The sequence below is a fragment of the Aeromonas sp. FDAARGOS 1410 genome, assembly GCF_019048745.1.
GTDB classification, from domain to species: Bacteria; Pseudomonadota; Gammaproteobacteria; order Enterobacterales; family Aeromonadaceae; genus Aeromonas; species Aeromonas jandaei.
Genome location: NZ_CP077401.1, coordinates 3573867 through 3593624, shown reverse-complemented (window position 1 = coordinate 3593624; position 19758 = coordinate 3573867). Strand labels below are relative to the sequence as shown.

At 60.9% G+C, this 19758-nt stretch carries 12 protein-coding genes, 1 tRNA gene and 1 other RNA gene; 7 read left to right on the top strand and 7 right to left on the bottom strand.

Translation table 11 applies throughout. The features are described 5' to 3' along the window. Nucleotides 1–70 precede the first annotated feature (70 nt). Both I6L40_RS16620 and I6L40_RS16615 read right to left on the bottom strand, forming a co-directional pair. Complete coding sequence (locus I6L40_RS16620) at nucleotides 71–2395, bottom strand: acyl-CoA dehydrogenase (protein WP_071910890.1); 2325 nt, start codon at nucleotides 2393–2395, stop codon at nucleotides 71–73. 48 nt (nucleotides 2396–2443) lie between these two features. Beyond that, entirely contained in the window at nucleotides 2444–3097 is a 654-nt protein-coding gene (locus tag I6L40_RS16615) for a TetR/AcrR family transcriptional regulator (RefSeq protein WP_005334507.1), read from the bottom strand. A gap of 473 nt (nucleotides 3098–3570) precedes the next feature. Between I6L40_RS16615 and I6L40_RS16610 the strand changes: the two genes are divergently transcribed. Both I6L40_RS16610 and I6L40_RS16605 read left to right on the top strand, forming a co-directional pair. Then, on the top strand, nucleotides 3571–4311 hold the full coding sequence (locus I6L40_RS16610) for a phosphatase (RefSeq protein WP_156853315.1): 741 nt from the start codon (nucleotides 3571–3573) through the stop codon (nucleotides 4309–4311). Nucleotides 4312–4400: 89 nt separating this feature from the next. Then, nucleotides 4401–4476: transfer RNA gene (locus I6L40_RS16605), tRNA-Thr, on the top strand. Nucleotides 4477–4635: 159 nt separating this feature from the next. Here I6L40_RS16605 and fdhF read toward each other — a convergent pair. Next, complete coding sequence (gene fdhF / locus I6L40_RS16600) at nucleotides 4636–8826, bottom strand: formate dehydrogenase subunit alpha (RefSeq protein WP_216994603.1); 4191 nt, start codon at nucleotides 8824–8826, stop codon at nucleotides 4636–4638. A 424-nt stretch (nucleotides 8827–9250) separates the two neighbouring features. Further along, nucleotides 9251–10456, bottom strand: coding sequence for an ROK family transcriptional regulator (locus I6L40_RS16595; RefSeq protein ID WP_254204049.1), 1206 nt, complete (start codon nucleotides 10454–10456; stop codon nucleotides 9251–9253). Nucleotides 10457–10575: 119 nt separating this feature from the next. Between I6L40_RS16595 and I6L40_RS16590 the strand changes: the two genes are divergently transcribed. From I6L40_RS16590 to I6L40_RS16580, 3 genes are all read left to right on the top strand, one after another. After that, nucleotides 10576–13863: a DUF5107 domain-containing protein gene (locus I6L40_RS16590; RefSeq protein WP_216994602.1), complete on the top strand. Its 3288-nt coding sequence runs from the start codon at nucleotides 10576–10578 to the stop codon at nucleotides 13861–13863. 72 nt (nucleotides 13864–13935) lie between these two features. Continuing rightward, nucleotides 13936–15390, top strand: a complete 1455-nt coding sequence (locus I6L40_RS16585; protein ID WP_216994601.1) for a sugar porter family MFS transporter — start codon at nucleotides 13936–13938, stop codon at nucleotides 15388–15390. 59 nt (nucleotides 15391–15449) lie between these two features. Then, nucleotides 15450–16277 carry an aldose 1-epimerase gene (locus tag I6L40_RS16580; RefSeq protein ID WP_239693794.1) on the top strand — a complete coding sequence of 276 codons (828 nt, stop codon included), beginning with the start codon at nucleotides 15450–15452 and terminating at the stop codon, nucleotides 16275–16277. Between the two features lie 94 nt (nucleotides 16278–16371). Here the strand turns inward: I6L40_RS16580 and ssrA are convergent. Continuing rightward, nucleotides 16372–16731: a transfer-messenger RNA gene (gene ssrA, locus I6L40_RS16575) on the bottom strand. Nucleotides 16732–16893: 162 nt separating this feature from the next. Continuing rightward, the gene (gene smpB / locus I6L40_RS16570) at nucleotides 16894–17382 is read right to left on the bottom strand and encodes an SsrA-binding protein SmpB (protein ID WP_005344095.1); all 489 of its coding nucleotides are present in this window, start codon (nucleotides 17380–17382) and stop codon (nucleotides 16894–16896) included. Between the two features lie 169 nt (nucleotides 17383–17551). Between smpB and I6L40_RS16565 the strand changes: the two genes are divergently transcribed. Next, entirely contained in the window at nucleotides 17552–17986 is a 435-nt protein-coding gene (locus I6L40_RS16565) for an SRPBCC family protein (RefSeq protein WP_005344096.1), read from the top strand. Continuing rightward, nucleotides 17979–18341, top strand: coding sequence for an RnfH family protein (locus tag I6L40_RS16560; RefSeq protein ID WP_005344097.1), 363 nt, complete (start codon nucleotides 17979–17981; stop codon nucleotides 18339–18341). Before I6L40_RS16565 ends, I6L40_RS16560 begins: the two co-directional genes overlap by 8 nt. Before the next feature lie 97 nt (nucleotides 18342–18438). On the opposite strand, the gene I6L40_RS16555 is transcribed toward I6L40_RS16560, so the two are convergent. After that, nucleotides 18439–19713 (bottom strand): amidohydrolase, encoded by a 1275-nt coding sequence (locus tag I6L40_RS16555; protein WP_071910905.1) that lies wholly within the window; start codon nucleotides 19711–19713, stop codon nucleotides 18439–18441. Between the last annotated feature and the right edge of the window lie 45 nt (nucleotides 19714–19758).

Here is a 19758-nt window from a genome sequence, read left to right as displayed (position 1 = left end):
CGAACGGTCAGTGCGTGGCGATTGCCATAAAAAAAAAGGCCCCGAAAAGGGCCTTTTTGATTATCGCTTGTCAGGCGGCGTGATGGATGGGGTTGGCCTGCGCCATTCCCTCCAGCTCGCCCGGGGCGAAGTTGTCTACCTGAATGGCTTCGTAGCGCAGGGCATCGGCGGCCAGCAGCTTGTCTGCCTCGTCCTTGCTCAGCACCGATTTGGCCAGCGCAGCTTCCACCAGTTCCGGCAGCGCCAGTTTGCGGGGCAGTTTGCCCTCTTTCTGGGCCTGCACCAGTTTCTTCTCGTAGGGCTGCACGGCGACCATGGCCTGGAAGGCACGCTCCATCAGGCCGACCGGATCCGCCTCGTCCTTGCCTACATAGCAGAGGGCGGTCAGACGGTCGCGGAACTCGCCCGGCTTCATCATGGCCAGACAGATGGCGTGGCAACGATCGTCGGCCGGCATCTTGTAACCGACGCCGAACGGGAACACCACGCGCTTGAGCACGGCACCCACCACCTTGTTCGGGAAGTTCTGGAAGAAGCCCTCGAACGCCTTGCCAATCAGGTAGAGGTTGCGCTCCACCGCGTACTGCACGAACGGCAGATCGGAGACCATGCGGCCCTGATCCTCGTAGTGCTTGAGGGTTGCGGAGGCCAGATAGAGGTGGCTCAGCACGTCCCCCAGACGGGCGGAGATCATCTCCTTGCGCTTGAGATCGCCACCCAGCATCAGCATGGAGACGTCGGCGCACAGTGCCAGTCCTTTACTCATGCGAGACAACTGCTTGTAGTAACGGGCGGTTTCGCCGGCCACCGGCGCGCTGTTGAATTGACCCAGAGTCAACCCCTGGAACAGGGAACCGAAGAAGTTGCCGGCGCCAAAGGCGATGTGTTTCATCAGCAGGGCGTCAAACTTCTCGAGACCGCGCTCCACGTCGGTATCAGCCGCCGCTTCCAGCTCGTCAAAGACGTACGGGTGGCAGCGGGTGGCCCCTTGCCCGAAGATCATCAGGTTGCGGGTCAGGATGTTGGCCCCTTCCACCGTGATGGCTACCGGAATCCCCATGTAGGCGTAGCCGGTGTAGTTTTTCGGGCCCAGCTGGATGGCACGACCGGCGTGGATGTCCATGGAATCATCCATGATCTGGCGCGCCATCTCGGTCATGTGGTACTTGGAAATCGCAGTGACGATGGCCGGCGCCTGCCCCAAGTCCAGGGAACCGGCGGTCATGCGGCGAGCCCCTTCCAGCTGATAGGTGAGGCCACCGATGCGGGCCAGCGCCTCTTGCACTCCTTCAAACTTGCCGATGGACATGCCGAACTGCTTGCGCACATAGGAGTAGGCGCCCACGGTGCGGCTCGCCATGTGACCGCAAGCGGTGCCCAGAGCAGGCAGCGAGATGCCGCGACCGGCGGAGAGGCACTCCACCAGCATGCGCCAGCCGCGGCCGGCGTAATCCGGGCCACCGATGATCCAGTCGAGCGGAATGAACACATCCTTGCCGAAGGTCGGGCCGTTCAGGAACGCCAGACCCATGGGGTAGTGGCGATCGCCGACGCGCACGCCCGGGTGGCTGGTGGGGATGAGCGCGCAGGTGATGCCCAGCTCTTCCTTGTCCCCCAGCAGTTTTTCCGGGTCATAGAGTTTGAACGCCAGTCCCAGCACGGTGGCGCGCGGCGCCAGGGTGATGTAGCGCTTGTTCCAGTTGAGGCGAATACCCAGCACCTCTTCACCCTTGTGCATCCCCTTGCAGACAATCCCCTTGTCAGGAATGGCGCCTGCATCGGAGCCCGCTTCCGGCCCGGTCAGGGCGAAGCAGGGCACCTCTTTGCCACTGGCCAGCCCCGGCAGCCAGAAATCTTTCTGGGCCTGGGTGCCGTAGTGCATCAGCAGCTCGCCTGGGCCGAGGGAGTTCGGCACCATGACGGTAACCGCCACGCTCAGGCTCTTGGTGGCAATGCGGGTAACGATGGTGGAGTTGGCGATCGCCGAGAATTCGCGGCCGCCATAGGATTTCGGGATGATCAGGGAGAAGAAGCCTTCCTTCTTCAGATAGTCCCACACCGGCTCCGGCAGGTCTTTGGTTTCGTTGACTATCTTGAAGTCATCAACCATGGCGAGCAGGGTTTCGACCTGATTGTCGATAAAGGCCTGCTCCTCTGCGGTCAGCTCGGCCTTGCCGTAGCCGTGCAGTTTTTTCCAGTCGGGATTGCCGCGAAACAACTCGCCATCCCACCAGACGGAGCCAGCTTCCATGGCCTCCCGCTCGGTGGCCGACAAGGGCGGCAATATCTTCTTGAAGATGCCGAACACAGGACGGGTTACCCACTGTTTGCGCAGTGAGGGGACGCCGAGCACAACGGCAATCGCCAGCACCAGCAGGATAAGCAATGTGATCATACCGAAGTTCCTTCTATTTCACTGTTTCCGTTGATTTATTGTTGGTTGTTACACGGCCAGGGAGAGCCTGGTCGACTCCACTGGTGCCCCGACTCCGGACGCCAGATAAGGAATGACGTTGCGTACCAGTCCCTCGACATCGAGCTGCTGGCCAAAATCGGCCAGGGCGATGTCGCGCAGGGCATCGGCAGAGGCCATGGTGAAGACGACGGTGCCCAGGGTGAAGTGCAGGCGCCAGAAAAGATCCGCTGGCGAGAGGGCCGGGTTGGCCTTGGAGATAGCCTGGGTGATCCGCTGCAAAATGGGGCCATAGTGGGCGGTGATAAAGCGGCGCAGGTGACCCTGGCTGTCGATATAGCCGCGCCCCAGCAGCTGCATGAAGATGGCCGGGCCATTGGCCCGCACCGCCGAGAGCTTCATCAGCGGTTCGACAAAGCTTTCAAAGAGTTGCAGCAGGGTGAGCTGCTCCTGCTCCATCAGCACCCGCAGGCGGGCATCCAGATCCGGCATGAACAGGCTCAGATAGCGGTCGAGCACCGCCTGGATCAGCTCCTTCTTGGATCCGAAGTGATAGTTCACGGAAGCCAGATTGACATCGGCCTCACTGGTGATCAGACGCAAAGAGGTATCGGCGAATCCCCGCTCGGCAAACAGCACTTCAGCGGCGTCGAGAATACGGTTTTTGGTATCGATTTTACTCACTGGACACCTCACTTAAACGAATGTTTAAAAAGTACGTTTCATAACGCGAGGTGTCAAGAGATTGTGAACGGGTGTTAGCAGAATGTTTTTTGTGAAAAAGCGCAAAAAGGTCGGAACTAACTCCACAGCGCGAGACTCTATATCTATGCCACTGCAATTAAACATTAAGTCTCGCCCAACCTGCTTCTTGCTAGTTGGGCATTTTTTTGCCCGGTGGACGGTGGTAGAGGGTAACAAACAGGCAAAAAAAACCGCCGCGGGGAGCGACGGTGGGGAAAGTGAGTTTGCATCATCCTGATGACAAACTGTCGATGCGAGTTCAGGCATGTATCGACGGGAGCCAGTATGCCAGTCAGTCCGGCTCAGACTATGTCAGTTCCTCGGTATTTTGTGACAAAGTGTGGCAAGTGCCGGCGTGGCCCAATTCCCCCTACTTTGTTATGCTGCCCCTTCAAAATATGAGGGGAGAGAAGATGAAGTACCCGGTCGATACCCACACTCACACCATTGCCAGCACCCACGCCTACAGCACCATCCACGACTATCTGCCCGTTGCCAGAGCCAAAGGGATCAAGCTGTTCGCCACCACGGATCACGGCCCCGAGATGGCCGATGCCCCTCATGTCTGGCATTTTGCCAACTTGCCAATACTGCCAAGAGTGGTGGACGGGGTGGGGATCCTGCGGGGTATCGAGGCCAACATCAAAAACCTCGACGGGGAGATCGATTTCCCAGAGCGCTATGAGTCGCGTCTCGACATGATCATGGCGGGTTTTCATGAGCAGGTATTCCCTCCCTGCGATCAGGCAACCCACACCCAGGCGATGATCAACGCCATCAAGAGCGGCCGGGTCGATATGATCAGCCACCCGGGCAACCCCTCATTTCCCATCGACATTCAGGCGGTGGTCAAGGCGGCTGCGGACTATCGGGTGGCGCTGGAGATCAACAACTCCTCCTTCATTCACTCGCGCCCGGGTAGCGAAGGCAACTGCCGCGCCATTGTTGAAGCCGCGCGAGATCTGGGTGCTTACCTTACTTTCGGCTCCGATTCTCACGTCGCTTTCAGCCTCGGTGATTTTGACCATTGCCACCGGCTGGTGACCGAGGCGGGCTTCCCGCTGGAGCGGATCCTGGTGCGCTCCCCCCGGGCCCTGCTCGATTTCCTCGAGAGTCGCGGCCGCGCCCATATTCCCGAGTTTACCGATCTGTAGATTGGGCGCTAACACCATGAGCCAACTCATAAAATTGAGTTGGCTCGATTGACACGCCAGCCATTTTTCATGAATCTGACTGGCAACAAGCCGGTATAGCTCAGTTGGTAGAGCAGCGCATTCGTAATGCGAAGGTCAGGAGTTCGATTCCCCTTATCGGCACCATATAAAACAAAGGGTTAGCTTCGCAGTGAAGCTAACCCTTTGTGCTTTTTGGTTGGTGGCTCCTTCTCATCCCCCTCTTTTGCTCTCGCAAAGTCAAGGGGGGAAGGGGCAGCGGGCCAACCCTTCCGGCAGGCGGTAACTCAGGTTTTGCTATTCCCCTCAGGCAACCTCGATGTCTGGCTTGGCCGGTTCCGCCTGCATGGTGTGTTGCCCTCCTCGCCTCGGGCACTCCAGCTTGTCGATGCGCACCGCCGCCACCTTGAACTCGGGGATCTTGGCGTGAGGGTCGGTGGCATTGATGGTAAGCCGGTTGGCCGGTGCTTCGGCAAAGTGGAACGGGATAAAGACCACTCCCGGCTGCATCCGTTTGGTGACGAAGGCGGGCAGTTCGATATGGCCGCGGCGGCTGGTGACCTTCACCCGCTCGCTGTTGCTGATGCCCATCCGCTGGGCATCCACCACGCTCATCATCACCCGCGGGCCTGCCAGCTTGTCGAGCCCCCTGGTCTTGCGGGTCATGGTGCCGGTGTGGAACTGCTCCAGCAGGCGACCGGTGGTGAGCACGATGGGATAGGTCTCGTCGGGCAGCTCGGCGGCATAGCGGAACGGGGTGGCGACCATCTCCCCCTTGCCACGGGTGAACTGCTTGCCGTGGAGCAGGCGAGTGCCTTCGGGCGCCGCATCGTTGCAAGGCCACTGTAGCCCTTGCGCTCCCACCTTGTCCCACTGGATGCCGGCGTATTGCGGGGTGACCCGGCAGATCTCGGCGGTGATCTCCTGCGGGTGTTGATAGCGCCAGTCGCCGCCCATGGCGTTGGCGATCTGCTGGATGATCCACCAATCCTCCCGCGCCTCACCCGGCGCCTTGAGGGCGGGGGAGATGCGCTGCACCCGCCGCTCGGTGTTGGTGAAGTGGCCGCTCTTCTCGGCAAAGGAGCAGGAGGGGAGCACCACATCGGCGAGCTGGGCGGTTTCGGAGAGGAAGATATCCTGCACCACCAGAAACTCCAGCTGCTTGAGCCCCTCAATGACGTGATGCTGATCCGGATCGCTTAGCACCGGGTTTTCTCCCATCACATAGAGCCCCTTGATGCTGCCCGCACAAGCGGCATCTATGGTCTCGGTGAGGGTAAGGCCGGGCGTGCGCGACAACTCTGGTTGCTGCCAGGCGGCGGCGAAACGGGCATGCACCTCGGGGTTGGCCACCTTCTGATAGCCGGGCAGGCAGTTGGGCAGCGCCCCCATGTCACAGGCGCCCTGCACGTTGGATTGGCCCCGCAGCGGGTTGATGCCGCCCCCTTCGATACCGATGTTGCCGCACAGCAGTTGCAGGTTGGCGATGGCTCGCACGTTGTCGTGGCCAGTGGTGTGCTGGGTGATCCCCATGGAGTAGTAGATGGCGGTGCGTTCGGCGGTGCCGATAAGGCGCGCGAGTTCGATCACCTGCTCGGCCGGTACGCCGGTGACCAGGGCCACCTTGTCCGGTGCATAGGCGGGGGAGAGCACCTCCGCTTGCAGCGCCTCGAACCCTTCCACTCGTGCGGCGATATAGGCCTTGTCGTGCCACTCGTTCTTTATGATCTGCTGCATCAGGCCGTTGAGCAGCATCACGTCGGTGCCGGGGCGGTGGGCCAGATAGAGGCTGGCGTGGTCGGCCATCTCGATCCGCTTCGGATCGGCCACTACCAGCCGCGCCTTGCCCGTGGTGACGGCTCGCTTGATATGGGAGCCGATGATGGGGTGAGCGGCCGAGGTGTCGGAGCCGATGATGAAGATGAGATCCGAGTGGTCGATGCTCGGGATGTCGTTGGTCATGGCGCCACTGCCTAGCGACGCCTCCAGCCCGGTAACGGTGGAGGCGTGGCAGAGCCGCGCGCAGTGATCCACGTTGTTGGTACCAAGCTCCCGGCGCATGAACTTCTGGAACAGGTAGTTCTCTTCGTTGGTGGTTTTGGCCGAAGAGAAACCCGCCAGTGCATCGTTGCCATAGCGCTGGCGCAGGGCGGTGAAGCGCTTGGCAACCAGCTCAATGGCCTCCTGCCAGCTAGCGGGCACCAGCTCGCCATCCTTGCGAATGAGCGGGGTAGTGAGGCGCTCCTCGCTCTGGATAAAGTCAAAGCCGAAGCGTCCCTTGACGCAGAGCAGCCCCTGATTGACCGGCGAGTTGCGATTTCCCTCCACATAGCGGATGCGGTTGTGCGCCTCATCGACATAGAGGGTGACGCCGCAGCCAACTCCGCAGTAGGTGCAGATGGTATTGACCGGCGTGAGCAGCTCGGTGCGCCCCTGCGACTTGTCGCGGGCATCCACCAGGGCGCCGGTGGGGCAGACCTGTACACAGGCGCCGCACTGCACGCAGTGGGAGTCGCCCATCGAAAGCCCCGTGTCGAACTGCGGCCGGTTCGAGAGGGTGCCATCGCTGTGCTTGGCAAAGCGCAGCACCCCTTGTACCGCTTGCTCACCACAGGTCTGCACGCACTGGCCGCAGCCGATGCAGCGGTTGGCATCGAACACGATAAATTCGCTGCTGTTATCCACTGCAAACTTCTGGCACTGGCTGGTATCGAGAGTGCTCTGCTCGACCTTGTATTCGGTGGCGTAGTCGCGCAGTGCACAATCGGTATTGGCCTGACAGCCGCACTCGAGGCAGCGGCTGGCTTCGCTGCGGGCATCGGCATCACTCAAACCGCGCTCCACCTCGGCAAAGCTGCCCTCGCGATCCTGCTCTGCCAGATGGGGCATGATGGTGCGGGCGACTTTTTTTAGGTGAGCAAACTGGGCGGGATCAACCTGTTTGAGTGTGGGAGCCTTGCAGGCGTTGAAGGGACGAACCGGATCGATCATGTCACCATGGAGGAACTGATCGATGGCCAGAGCGGCCTTGCGGCCATCGGCAACCGCTTCGATGGCGGTGGCGGGCCCGCGGCGCAGATCGCCGATGGCGAACAGGTTGCCGTGGCCGCTGTGCATGGTGTCGGGGTGGGACTCCAGCGTCTGCCAGCGGGTGAAGGGGAGGGTGAGGGGGTCCCCTTCCATAAAGCTGAGATCCGGCTGCTGTGACACCGCCGCAATCACGGTATCGAACTCTTCAATGAGGTACTCGCCAGTGGGCTCCGGACGGCGACGGCCGGAGGCGTCCGGCTCGCCGAGGGCCATCTTCTCGAGGCGCACCTGACAGACGCGACCACGGCTGTCCGGCAGGTTCTCCACCGGATTGGTCAGCATCATGAAGCGCACCCCTTCGTGCTCCGCCTCGTCAATCTCATATGCCTCGGCGGGCATCTCGGCGCGGGTGCGGCGATAGATAAGGGTGGTGTCAGCCCCCAGCCTGACCGCCGTGCGGGCGCAATCGATAGCGGTATTACCACCCCCGATCACCGCCACCCTCTTGCCGGTGGTGAGCCGCTTGGCCAGCATCCGATCCTTGAGGTAATCGACCCCGAGATAACAGCCGGCCAGGGTGCTGCCCGGGTAATCCATCGGCACCGCCTTGGAAGCGCCAACCGCCAGACAGACCGCATCATAGTCGCGGCACAGCGCCGAGAGGGTGATCTGGTGGCCCAGTCGCTGCCTGGTGTGGATCCGCATGCCGCTTTGGCACATCAGGTCGATCTCCTGATCGAGGATCGCCTTGGGTAGCCGGTATTCAGGGATGCCGTAGCGCAGCCAGCCACCCGCTTCGGGCATCGCCTCGAACAGATCGACCTCGAACCCCTCGTAACCCAGATAATAACCGCAGGTGAGACCGCCCGGGCCGCTGCCGATAATGGCCACCCGCTTGCCCTTGGCAGGCTTCTTTGCCGGTTGATAGGGGGCAACCTCGGCCAGATCGAGATCGGCGGCATGGCGCTTGAGCTGACGAATTGCCAGCGGCTCATCCACCAGCGCACGGCGGCACTCCGCTTCACAAAAAGCGGGGCAGACCCGGCCAATGGAGAGGGGCATTGGCAGGGTCTGCTTGATGACGGCCATCGCCGCCTCGTGCTCCCCCATGGCGATGTGGTGCAGATAGGATTGAATGTCCACCCCGGCCGGACAGGCGCGCTGGCAGGGTGCTTCGCAATCGGCGTAGTGATCTGCGAGGATGCGGCCGAGCGCCTGCTGGCGGTGTGCGCGCAGGGCATCGCTTTGGGTCGTGATCACCATCCCTGCCTCGGGGCGCGTCTCGCAGGCGCGCCAGATGCCGAGCCCGGCAATCTCGACCACGCAGAGATCGCACGGCGTTTTGGGAGCGCTGGTGTTGTCACTGCACAAGGAGGGGATATCGATCTGGTGCTGTTTTGCTATCTGGAGCAGGGTTCTGGTCGGGTCAACCGTCAACTGAGCCCCATCGAGGGTGATGGTGATCATGGCGTCATAACTCGCTTTCAAGGCGCAGAAAATGCTGCATCTGGCGGAGCCAGCAGGGGAAGCGACAAAGAGGATCGCTTGGTATCTTCTCACCATACCAAAGACGGTATGCAACTTTATTTGATTTAACTCAGGTTCTTTGCCTAAAAAGAAAACGATTTCACTGGTGGCGCACTCTGTGGAACGATAACCCGGTGCTGGCTACCTATATCTAGTTAAAACATGGTGTTGTATTGATGTTTATGGCTATTCAAGCAGCTTTAAACTGTATTTTTGATGGTGCTTATCCGTGGTGGAATGGTGAAGTACATCATAAAGCGTGCAACTTTTGTTTCGGTTTGTGGGGCGACAAGCGACATTGGGAGCAGCCGAACAGGCAGTGCTGGCTACTCCTTTTTTCCTGCATTCAACTTGTTGGGGGGCGCTATCGGGCGGCGGGCTGACTCGCCCCCAGCTCGCGCTCAACGTAGAGATAGCCAATCCCCATCACTTGCTGGGCGCGGCTGAGCTGGCCAAAACGGATGTGGGTGGCGTTGACGGCGTCGCTGCAGTCGAACGGGTTGGCACCGGTCTGGTGGATGATGGTCTGCAGCCACTCCTCGCCAAAACCGCAGCTGCGACCATAGAGCCAGATACGGTTGATGTTGAGGATGTTGAGAAAGTTGTAGAGGCTCAGGCCAATGGCGCGGGCTCCTTCGTCCACCATGGCCCGGATCATGGGTTCTCCCTGCTGATAGCGTGCCAGCAGCTGGGCTGTGTCGACACGTCCCTCCGCCAGCGTTGCGGGATCCGCCCCCTGCTGCTTGAGAAAGACCCGGGCCCGCTTCTTGATGGCCGAGAGGGAGGCGACCGTCTCCAGACAGCCGTAACGGCCGCAGGCACAGGCGCTGCCATCCGGGTTGATGATGGTGTGGCCGATCTGGCCGCTGCCAAACAGGGCACCTCGATAAATCTGGCCGTTGATGATAAAGGCTGAACCGATGCCGTAGTCGACGTTGATGACGCAAAAATCGCCGACGTTTTCCGCTCCCTGCCACTTCTGGGCCAGCGCCAGCATGATGCAGTCGTTGTCCACCATCACCTCGCAGCCGAGGCGCTCCTCCAGCAGATACTTGAGCTCGACCGGTGCGTGCCAGGGGGCTTGTGGCATGGTCTGCGACACCCCGCTGGCCGGGTTGACCTGACCGTGTACCGCGATGGCCAGCCGGATCGCCAGCCCCTTGTGGCGGCGCTTGTGCTGGTAGTAGCAGGCCTCGATCAGGCGCAGCAGTTCGTCCGGGGTTTGTGGCGCAATTTTCTGGCCGGCGTAGTCATCGAGGGGGGTGATCAGGTTGTCCACCAGAATGCTCTCCAGACTGGTGGGGCTGATATTGAGGCAGAGGATCGCCCCCTGGCCGCTGGCGATGCGGTAGCTGCCGCCATTGATACCGCGCTGGGAGAGGTTCTGGTCGCTGTGGCTGATGGCCCCCTCGGCCACCAGCTCGTCGAGGATCTTGCTGACAGCCGGAATGGAGAGCTCGCAATGGCGCGCCAGGGTGGACTTGCTCGCCTCCTTGAGCTGGTAGAGCAGGGCCAGTAGCACCTGCTTGTTGTGGTGGCGTACCTTCTGGTTGTTCAACCCAGTGTTCATCACTTCACTAAACTCCGCTTACTGTATTGCGTGATCTTTCGGCAATTAATAGTGGTTTAACCATTCTAATCTGGTCTCACTGAAATTTTTACTAACAAGTATTAAGTGAGGCGAGATTGATGAGAGCTGATGTCAAGGTCTGGGTCGAAACCATCACCCTGCCGACCTACGAGGTGGGCGCCGAAGATCCCAACCCCATGTTTCTCGAGAAGCGGGTCTATCAGGGCTCCTCGGGGGCCGTCTATCCCTATGGGGTGATCGATACCCTCACCGGTCAGAAGCAGATGAAGTCCTATCGGGCAGTCTGGCTGGAGAACGACTTCATCAAGGTGATGCTGCTGCCGGAATTGGGGGGGCGTATCCACCGTGCCTACGACAAGGTGATGAATCGCGACTTCGTCTACTACAACGAAGTGATCAAGCCGGCGCTGGTGGGGCTGGTAGGCCCCTGGATCTCCGGCGGCATAGAGTTCAACTGGCCGCAGCACCACAGACCCACTACTTTCATGCCGGTGGATTTCACCATCGCGGAGCATGAGGGCGGCGCCAAGACCGTCTGGCTGGGCGAGGTGGAGCCGATGCGCGGTTTGCAGGTGATGGCGGGCTTTACCCTCTATCCCGACAAGGCGCTTATCGAGATCACCGGCAAGGTGTTCAACGGCAATGACACGCCGCGCCATTTCCTCTGGTGGTCCAACCCGGCGGTGAAAGGGGGCGATGCCCACCAGAGCGTCTTCCCGCCCGATGTCACCGCCGTCTATGACCACGGTAAGCGCGACGTCAGCGCCTTTCCCATCGCCCGCGGCACCTACTACAAGGTGGACTACTCCGCCGGGGTCGATATCTCCCGCTACCGCAATATTCCGGTGCCCACCTCCTACATGGCGGACAAGTCCGACTACGACTTTGTCGGCGCCTACTGCCATGACGAGCAGGGTGGCCTGTTGCATGTGGCGGATCACCACGTCTCGCCCGGCAAAAAGCAGTGGAGCTGGGGCAACTGTGACTTCGGTCTGGCCTGGGATCGCAACCTGACCGACGACAACGGCCCCTACATCGAGCTGATGACCGGGGTCTATACCGATAATCAGCCCGACTTCACCTGGCTGGATGCCGGTGAAGAGAAAGTGTTTGTGCAGAATTTCCTGCCCTACAACACCCTCGGCACTCTGCAAAACGCCAACACCCGCGCCGCCATCAAGCTGGAACGCAGCGATGACGGCCTCGTCTGCGGGGTCTATGCGGTAGCGCCACTTCGCGGGGGCAGCTTCGAGGTAAGCGACGAAGGCGGCGTACTGTTTGCGCAACCTCTGGATTTGCAGCCGGGTCAGGCCTGGCTGGAGCCGTTCGCCATCACCAGTGAGGGGCGTTTGCAGGCATGCCTGCTGGATGAGCAGGGTCAGTGCGTGCTGAGTTACCTCGAGCATCAGCCCGCGGGCGAGGCCCTGCCGGATCCCGCCACCGCGCCGGAGCCCGCCGTCAATCTCGACTCGGTCGACGAGCTCTACTTTATCGGCCAGCATCTTGAGCAGTATCTGCACGCCAGCCGCTCGCCCTTTGATTACTACCTGCGGGGACTGGAGCTGGATGGCGGTGACTATCGCTGCAACCTGGCACTGGCGACCCTGGAGTACAACCGCGCCAACTATGAGCTGGCGTTGGTCTACGTCAATCAGGCGCTAACCCGTGCCCATCGCCTCAACAAGAACCCCCAGTGTGGCAAGGCCAGCTTGCTGCGCGGCCATATCGAGGAGCGTCTCGGCCAGTTCGATGCAGCCTTTGATGCCTTCTACAAGGCGACTTGGAGCGGCAACTGCCGCGATGGCGGTTTCCTCGGGCTGGCCCGTATCGCCATGGTGCGCCGCGACGCCTCGCAAGCGCTGCAATTTGTTGAGCGCAGCCTCGCCGTCAACGGTACCCACTACGGCGCCATCGCTCTCAAGGGGTTGGCGCTGCTGGAGTCTGGTGAGCCGGAGGCAGCCATCGCCTATATCGACGAGCAGCGCGTTCGTTATCCACTTCACTATCAGCTGGCCTTCTTGCGCTGGCTGGCGAGCGAGCAGACCGCCGATCGTGACGCGCTGATCCGCCTTTGCAACGGGCGTGGCACCAACCTCTGCTTCCTCGTCAGCGAACTGCTGAGCTGGGGTCGCCCCGAGCTGGCGCAGCAACTGCTTTCAACACTGCCGGTGGAGGAGACCCTGCCGCTACTGTTCCAGGCTGCATTGTTACCGGAAGGTGAGGCGCAGGATGCCCTGCTGGCGCGAGCCGAGCAGGCCTTTGGCCGCAAGGTGCGCTTCCCCAATACCCTTGGCGAGGTGGCCATGCTGGGGCAACTGCCACACAGCAGGTTTGCCAGCTATCTGCTGGGCTGCTTCCACTACAGCAAGCGCAACTACGAGCAGGCGATTGCCTTGTGGCAGCGGGTGTGCGAGCAGGCACCGGACTTTGCCCCGGTCTGGCGCAACCTCGGTATCCACCACTTCAACAAGGCGGGTGATATGGCGGCGGCCGAGCGGTGTCTGCGCCGGGCCTTTGCCCTCAAGCCGGACGATGCGCGGCTGCTGTTCGAGCTGGATCAACTGCACAAGCGTTGTGCCATGGCTCCGGCAGAGCGGCTGGCGCTGCTGGAGGCGCACCGTGCGGTCGCCCTCAAGCGCGACGATCTGACCGCCGAACTGCTCAGCCTCTATCACATCACCGGTCAGCTGGATGCGGCGGCAGAGATCTTGCGGCTGCGCGAATTCCACCCCTGGGAGGGGGGCGAGGGCAAGGTGACTGGTCAGTACCTCATCAACCAGCAGCGCCGTGCCTTGGTGTTGATGACTCAGGGACGCCACGAGCAGGCTATTCCGTTGCTGCAACAGGCGCTGCACTACCCCCTCAATCTGGGGGAGGGGCGTCTGGTAGGACAGACCGACAACGACATCCACTTCCTGCTGGCGCTCTGCCATCTGGCCTGTGACAACCAGAGTCTGGCGGCCCAGTGCCTGCAACAGGCTTGTCTGGGTCAGGGTTCGCTGGGGGCCAGCCGCTACTACAACGATCAGCCGGTGGATTACCTCTTCTATCAAGGAATGGCGCTGGCTCGTCTTGGACGGGTTGCCGAGGCGCAGCGTCTCTTTGAAGGGATGGTCGGCTGGGCCGAGCAGGCAATGGGCGAGCGGGTCGAGGCGGACTTTTTCGCCGTCTCGCTGCCGGATCTCATCGTGCTGGATGACGATCCGCAGCACAAACACCACCAGCACTGCCTGCTAGTCCGGGCGCTCGGTCAGTTGGGGCTGGATCAACGCGAAGCGTGTACCCAGACCCTGCGCGAGCTGCTCACCCTCAACCCGGCCCACGACAAGGGGCAGCTGTTTGCCCTGATCTGCCGCGAGCTGTCACTCAATCCATCACAGCCATAACAACAACGGGCGCCCCGCCACGGTACGGGGCGCCACTGCACCCTACAATCGACAAGATAATAAGGATGAGTCATGGAACACACTCAACATCGCTCGGATACGCACCGGCTCAACATGGGCTACGTCTGGATGATCTGCCTGGTGGCCGCCTGCGGAGGTCTGCTGTTTGGTTACGACTGGGTGGTCATCGGTGGGGCCAAGCCCTTCTATGAGGCCTATTTCTCCATCACCGATCCGGCCCAGTCCGGCTGGGCAATGAGCTCGGCGTTGGTGGGCTGTGTGCTGGGGGCCGCCATCTCCGGCTGGTCAGCTGATCGCTTCGGCCGCAAGAAGCCGCTGATCCTGGCTGCCATCCTGTTTACCATCTCGGCATGGGGCACCGCAGCGGCCAGCAACTTCGATCTGTTCGTTATCTATCGCATCGTGGGGGGGATCGGTATCGGTCTGGCTTCTGCGCTCTCGCCCATGTACATCGCCGAGATCAGCCCGGCCGACAAGCGGGGCAAGTTCGTCGCCATCAACCAGCTCACCATTGTCATCGGTGTGCTGGCTGCTCAGCTGGTGAACCTGATGATCGCCGATCCGGTAGCGAGCAATGCCACTCAGGCCGATATTCTGGCCACCTGGAACGGCCAGTCCGGCTGGCGCTGGATGTTCGGTGCTGAACTGGTGCCGGCGCTGGCGTTTCTGGTGCTGATGTTCTTCGTGCCGGAGTCACCGCGCTGGCTGGCCAAAGATGGCCAGTATGAGCAGGCGGCCCGCATGCTCGGCAAGATTGGTGGGGATGCCTATGCCAAGCAGACGCTGGCCGAGATCCGCCAGACTCTGGTGGGGGAGTCAGCGCACAAGGTATCGCTGGCGGAGTTGGGCAAGCCCTCGGTGCGCCCCATCCTCATCATCGGCATGGTGCTGGCGGTATTCCAGCAGTGGTGCGGCATCAACGTCATCTTCAACTACGCGCAGGAGATCTTTGCCTCCGCCGGGTTTGACATCAACAGCACCCTCAAATCCATCGTCGCCACCGGTCTTATCAACCTGCTGTTTACCCTGATCGCGCTGCCCATGGTGGACAAGATTGGCCGTCGCAAGCTGATGCTGATTGGCTCGGCTGGTCTCACCATCATCTACGGCATGATGGCCGCGGCCTATGCCAGTGGCGTGTTGGGCTTGCCGGTGTTGCTGCTGGTGCTGGCGGCCATCGCCATCTATGCGCTGACGCTGGCGCCGGTGACCTGGGTGCTGCTTTCGGAGATCTTCCCGAACCGGGTACGCGGGCTGGCGATGTCGGCCGGTACGCTGGCGCTCTGGATCGCCTGCTTCGTGCTGACCTACACCTTCCCGCTGCTTAACGCCGGGCTGGGGGCCGCAGGCAGCTTCCTGCTCTACGGCATCATCTGTTTTGCCGGGCTGATCTTCATCTACCGCAAGGTGCCTGAGACCAAAGGGGTGACGCTGGAGGCACTGGAAGCCCAACTGGCGCAGGGCAAGGTCGAACTGACGCCGACCAAGGCTAGCGCCTCGGCATGACGGTTTACACATTGAGCAACCCGCATCTTAGGATGCGGGTTTCAACACAAGGGGCCTGTGTGTTGGGGCTGGAGGATGAGCAGGGGCGACCGTTGCTGCGTGACACCAATCCCGATGCATCTTGCAACCCCGGGCAATGGCATCCCGGCGAAAGTGCCCTCTTTCCCATGGTGCCGCTGGCCAACCGGGTCGCAGGCAACCGTTTTGAGTTGTGGGGAGAGGCGTGTGCATTGCCCGCGAGCGAGCTCGATCCCGATTTCTTTTTGCATGGGGATGGCTGGCTACAGCGATGGCAACCAGTGGCGTTGACCGACAGCTCGGTGACTTTGCAGCTCAACAGCCAGAATGGTCCCTTTCACTATCTGGCGGAGATCGACTATCGGCTGCAGGGGGCGAGCCTGGTGGCGCGGATCAGCCTGACCCATCTCGGGGAGAGCCCCTGTCTCTACGGCGCGGGTTTTCACCCCTTCTTCTGGCGCGACGAGCAGACCCGCATCCGTTTTCTGGCGAGCGGCGTCTGGCAAGAGGGAGCAGATCATCTGCCGATCGACTGGTCGAGCAGGCTGGCGCCCCACCTCGATTTTCGCCAGTGGCAACGCCCGCAAGGATGGCTCAACCACTGTTACGGCGGCTGGCGCGGTCAGGCCGAGCTGGAGCATCCCGCTCGTCGGCAGCGGTTGAAGGTGGCCAGCGACGCCTCCTTCCTGATGCTCTATCAGCCGGATGAAGCGAGCGGTTTTGTTTGTCTTGAGCCCCAGAGTCATGCCGCCAATGCCCACCATATGGCCGGTCACCCCGGCCTGCGTCTGCTGCAGCGCGGTGACACCATGAGCATCGTCATGACCATCACCCTGATGCCTGAACCGACAACACTTTGTAAGCCATAGCTAGATCAGCGGTGATATTGTGCGGGTTGGGTGTTTGCCGAAAACGGAGAAATAAAAAGGACCACCTCTTGCGAGGTGGCCCTTTCCAAACGTTTGGTGGAGCTGGGGGGATTTGAACCCCCGTCCAAAATTACTACATCCTTGGCACTACATGCTTAGTCACTCTTTACATTCGCCAACCCGCTGCGGAGAGACACGCCACGAATTGACTAGCTCGATTGGTTTTAATGCTTCCGCCCCGAGCAGGACTTCCACACGATCCTGTGAAGGATGACCTTCCGATTCCCTAGGACACAGGCAAGCTAGGGTAGAAGGGCTCAGCGCAGGTTATTAAGCTGCGAGTGCGTAGTTTTCGTCGTTTGCGACTATTTTTTTGCGGTTTATTAACGAGGCCTACCGCACCTCGGCATGCACCTTGGGTTTCGTGAATCTTGTCGAATCCAGAATCAGCCCCAAGTTGTTAAGAGCGATTGTACGCAAAAATGCTGGTATGGCAAGGCGTTGATGGCTATTCCCGCCAGCGGGTGGTCTGTTTGCCGATTTATTGTGCGCAGTGACCGGGGGAGGGGAACCGGAAGTGAGGTGTCCGGACGGGAATCGTCCGGACATCAGAGGGTTAGCCGCGGTACTTGTTCTTCATGATGCGCGCTTTTTCCCGATCCCACTCGCGGGCCTTGGTATCTTCGCGCTTATCGTGCTCTTTCTTGCCCTTCACCAGACCGATCTCGACCTTGACCCAGCACTGTTTCCAGTAGAGGGCGAGGGGTACGACGGTATAGCCCTGACGGGCAATCAGGCTTTCGAGTTTGTCGAGTTCACGACGGCTCAGCAGCAGTTTGCGGGTACGGGTCGGGTCACACACCACATGGCTGGAGGCCGCTTGCAGTGGCAGGAAGCTGGAGCCGAACAGGTAGGCTTCGCCATCGCGGAAGATGACATAGGCTTCGCTGATGTTGGCCTTGCCCGCCCGCAGGGATTTGACTTCCCACCCTTGCAGGGACAGACCCGCTTCGATCTTCTCTTCGATGAAGTATTCGTGGCGCGCGGTTCTGTTGAGTGCAATGGTGCTGGACCCGGCTTTGTTTTTACTGTTTTTTTTGCTCATGACGGGCGATTTCCGGCAATGACTAGGAGGCTCGTATTATACGTAGGCGGGGGCGGCTGTAAAACGCGCGACGGGTCAAGTGGCCGCTTTCTGAGCAGTTTGGCCGAGGTTTTACCTCCAAAAGCGCCAACATGGTGATAAAATCTCGGCGATTGGATGAGGAAAAGCCATGCCCCGTATTACTCGCAGTGCCCTGGTGATGTTCAGTGCCGAACAGATGTTCAAGTTGGTCAACGATGTGAATGCCTATCCGCAGTTTCTACCCGGCTGTGTTGGCAGCCGTGTTCATGAGGCGGGTGACGATTACATGATGGCGTCGGTCGATGTGGCCAAGGCGGGCATCGCCAAAACCTTTACTACCCGCAACCAGCTGGATGTAAACCGCCAGATCAGGATGGAGCTGGTGGACGGCCCCTTCAGCAAGCTGGCGGGTTGGTGGACCTTTACTCCTCTCGATGTGGATGCCTGCAAGGTGGAGTTTGACCTCGATTTCGAATTTACCTCCAAGCTCATCGAAGTGGCCTTTGGCCAGGTGTTCCGCGATCTGGTGAGCTCCATGGTCTCCGCCTTCTCCAACCGGGCCAAGGTGGTGTACGGTGCCTGATCAGCTCAATATCGAAGTGGTCTATGCCCTGCCGCAGCGCCAGACGGTGATTGCGCTGCGGGTATCTCCCGAGACCTGCGTACAAGCAGCCATCGAGCAGTCCGGCATCGTGCAGAAGCACCCCGAGATCGACTTGTCGGTCAACAAGTTCGGCATCTATAGCCGTCCGGTAAAAGGGAGCGATCTGCTGCAGGATGGCGATCGCATCGAGATCTATCGCCCTCTCATCGCCGATCCGCGCGAGATGCGCAAAAAGCGCGCCGAGAAGGCCAAGGAGGAGGGGCGTGCCGATGCTGTGACCGGCGGTCGTCCCAATACCAACCGCAAGCGCGGTGATGGCCAACCGGCTGAGTGACATTGCGCCGCAGCAAGCGGTTGGCAAATAAAAAGGCGCCAATGGGCGCCTTTTTTGATCCTGTTTGCTCAGGTTTCCGAGCTGATGGCCACCGGGTTTATTCCTTGATATGAGCGCAATTCCCCAGTCTGGCGTGGGCCCACGCCGCCAGCAGATCAACCCCGCTCTGCATCACCCGCTCGTCGAAATCGAAGGCGTTGTGGTGGTGCGGCGCTGCCAGATCGGCGCCAAGGATCAGGTAAGCCGCTTCGCCACCCTGCTTTTGCACCCGCTCCATCAGAAAACCGGCATCTTCGCTGGCGCCAAAGCGGCGAGTCTGGATGGTGGCGAGCCCCTGCTTGCGAGCCAGCGCCGCCAGCTCGGCCTGCAGCGCCGGGCTGTTATCAAGCGCGATGGCCTCACCCTGCTTGATGATGCGGTAGGTGACGCCGTGGGCAAGGGCGGAGCCTTCGACGATGCGTTGCACCTGGCTGAACATGTAGTCGTTGAGGGCGCTGTCGGCGCCGCGGGTCTCACCGTGCAGTTCGGCATGGTCGGGAATGACGTTGCGCCCGCTGCCGGCGTGGAGTTGGCCGATGTTGATGCGGGTCATGCCGTCGCGGTGGCGCGGAATGCCGAGCATGGCGGTGGTGGCCATGCAGGCGGCAGCCAGCGCATTGCTGCCGGCATTGGGTTCGAGCCCGGCATGGGCGGCGGTGCCCATGAAGTGCACGTCGAACTTGGTTGAGCAGAGGAACTCGGTGGGGTTGATCACCAGCTCGCCGCTGCCGGCGTGAATGCCGATATGGAGCGAGAGCAGGGCATCCACATCATCGAGGGCCCCGCCTGCGGCTAGCGCCTTGCCACCGCGACACCCCTCTTCAGCGGGTTGGAAGAAGAGCTTGATGCGTCCGCACAGCTCCTCTTTCATCGCCATCAGGCGGCTGGCCAGCCCCAGCCCAATGGCAGTATGGCCATCGTGGGCACAGGCGTGCATCCACCCCTTGTTGTGGGACGCAAAGCCCTCCTGCTGCGGCAGGTGCTGCTCGGCGGCAGACTCCTCCACCTCCACGGCATCGATGTCGAAACGAAAGGCCAGAGTCGGGCCAGGGCGGCCGGTATCCAGCTCTCCCATCAGCCCGGTCACGTCGCCAATGCGCTCCAGCCAGTCGGGATGGGCACCCTGACGGCGGGCGCGGGCTTTCTCGGCGGCCACATCGACATCGCGCCCCATCATCAGATTGCTGGCCAGCAGCTTGTCGCCAAGCACGATGTGATAGCCGAGTTCATTCAGATGGTGGGCAATCAGGCTGGTGGTACGAAACTCTTTCCAGGCCGCTTCCGGCAGGCGGTGCAGGTCGCGGCGCCACTGGATCAGGTGCTCAAGGGTCATCCTGGCTTCCTTTGTGATTCGGTTTGCCGGCTATTGTGCACTGTT

Bases quoted from the DNA above. Each gene is read 5' to 3' on its own strand.
- I6L40_RS16620 (WP_071910890.1), bottom strand. From the start codon at position 2,395: ATGATCACATTGCTTATCCTGCTGGTGCTGGCGATTGCCGTTGTGCTC.
- I6L40_RS16610 (WP_156853315.1), top strand. From the start codon at position 3,571: ATGAAGTACCCGGTCGATACCCACACTCACACCATTGCCAGCACCCAC.
- fdhF (WP_216994603.1), bottom strand. From the start codon at position 8,826: ATGATCACCATCACCCTCGATGGGGCTCAGTTGACGGTTGACCCGACC.
- I6L40_RS16595 (WP_254204049.1), bottom strand. From the start codon at position 10,456: ATGAACACTGGGTTGAACAACCAGAAGGTACGCCACCACAACAAGCAG.
- I6L40_RS16590 (WP_216994602.1), top strand. From the start codon at position 10,576: ATGAGAGCTGATGTCAAGGTCTGGGTCGAAACCATCACCCTGCCGACC.
- I6L40_RS16585 (WP_216994601.1), top strand. From the start codon at position 13,936: ATGGAACACACTCAACATCGCTCGGATACGCACCGGCTCAACATGGGC.
- smpB (WP_005344095.1), bottom strand. From the start codon at position 17,382: ATGAGCAAAAAAAACAGTAAAAACAAAGCCGGGTCCAGCACCATTGCA.
- I6L40_RS16565 (WP_005344096.1), top strand. From the start codon at position 17,552: ATGCCCCGTATTACTCGCAGTGCCCTGGTGATGTTCAGTGCCGAACAG.
- I6L40_RS16555 (WP_071910905.1), bottom strand. From the start codon at position 19,713: ATGACCCTTGAGCACCTGATCCAGTGGCGCCGCGACCTGCACCGCCTG.